The following is a 1,653-nucleotide window of genomic DNA, read 5'->3' as shown; positions in this document are numbered from 1 at the left end:
TAAACAAACAATCTGTGTGAACACTTACGAGCTCTTCGTAAGGAGGTGATCCAACCGCAGGTTCCCCTACGGTTACCTTGTTACGACTTCACCCCAGTCATGGACCACACCGTGGTAAACGCCCCCCTTGCGGTTAAGCTATCTACTTCTGGTGCAACCCACTCCCATGGTGTGACGGGCGGTGTGTACAAGGCCCGGGAACGTATTCACCGTGACATTCTGATTCACGATTACTAGCGATTCCGACTTCATGGAGTCGAGTTGCAGACTCCAATCCGGACTTAGACGTACTTTATGAGGTCCGCTTGCTCTCGCGAGGTCGCCTCCCTTTGTATACGCCATTGTAGCACGTGTGTAGCCCTGGTCGTAAGGGCCATGATGACTTGACGTCGTCCCCACCTTCCTCCGCTTTATCAACGGCAGTCTCCTTTGAGTTCCCGGCCGAACCGCTGGCAACAAAGGATAAGGGTTGCGCTCGTTGCGGGACTTAACCCAACATTTCACAACACGAGCTGACGACAGCCATGCAGCACCTGTCTCACAGTTCCCGAAGGCACTCTCGCATCTCTGCAAGATTCTGTGGATGTCAAGACCAGGTAAGGTTCTTCGCGTTGCATCGAATTAAACCACATGCTCCACCGCTTGTGCGGGCCCCCGTCAATTCATTTGAGTTTTAACCTTGCGGCCGTACTCCCCAGGCGGTCGATTTATCGCGTTAGCTTCGGAGCCCATCACTCTAGGCAACAAACTCCAAATCGACATCGTTTACAGCGTGGACTACCAGGGTATCTAATCCTGTTTGCTCCCCACGCTTTCGCATCTCAGCGTCAGTATCTGTCCAGAAGGCCGCCTTCGCCACCGGTATTCCTCCACATCTCTACGCATTTCACCGCTACACGTGGAATTCTACCTTCCTCTACAATACTCTAGTTAACCAGTTTTAAGTGCAATTCCTAGGTTGAGCCCAGGGCTTTCACACCTAACTTAATTATCCGCCTACATGCCCTTTACGCCCAGTCATTCCGATTAACGCTCGCACCCTCCGTATTACCGCGGCTGCTGGCACGGAGTTAGCCGGTGCTTCTTCTGTAATTAACGTCAATTGATGCACCTATTAGATACACCACCTTCCTCATTACCGAAAGTACTTTACAACCCGAAGGCCTTCTTCATACACGCGGCATGGCTGCATCAGGGTTTCCCCCATTGTGCAATATTCCCCACTGCTGCCTCCCGTAGGAGTCTGGACCGTGTCTCAGTTCCAGTGTGGCTGGTCATCCTCTCAGACCAGCTAGAGATCGTCGCCTTGGTAAGCCTTTACCCTACCAACTAGCTAATCCCATATGGGTTCATCAAATGGCGCATGGCCCGAAGGTCCCATGCTTTGGTCTCTCAACGTTATGCGGTATTAGCAGTCGTTTCCAACTGTTGTCCCCCTCCATTCGGCAGATCCCCATACTTTACTCACCCGTCCGCCACTCGTCATCAAGTGCAAGCACTCATGTTACCGTTCGACTTGCATGTGTTAAGCCTGCCGCCAGCGTTCAATCTGAGCCATGATCAAACTCTTCAATTTAAAGTTTGATGCTCAATAACTGTCTCTGACATAATTCAAATGAATCTTCAGTGTCACTTATCAAGACTTAATTTTTT

Annotated in this window: 1 rRNA gene; it reads right to left on the bottom strand. The window is 50.9% G+C overall.

What is annotated here, in order from left to right:
- Positions 1–38: 38 nt before the first annotated feature.
- Positions 39–1,576: ribosomal RNA gene (locus B6C99_RS12935) — 16S ribosomal RNA — on the bottom strand.
- Positions 1,577–1,653 lie beyond the last annotated feature (77 nt).

Origin of the sequence: Gilliamella sp. N-G2 (assembly GCF_002142215.1) — a bacterium.
In the GTDB taxonomy this organism is placed as follows: domain Bacteria; phylum Pseudomonadota; class Gammaproteobacteria; order Enterobacterales; family Orbaceae; genus Gilliamella.
Note: the sequence above shows the minus strand (reverse complement) of the source record. Positions and strands in the feature narration are given on the sequence as shown.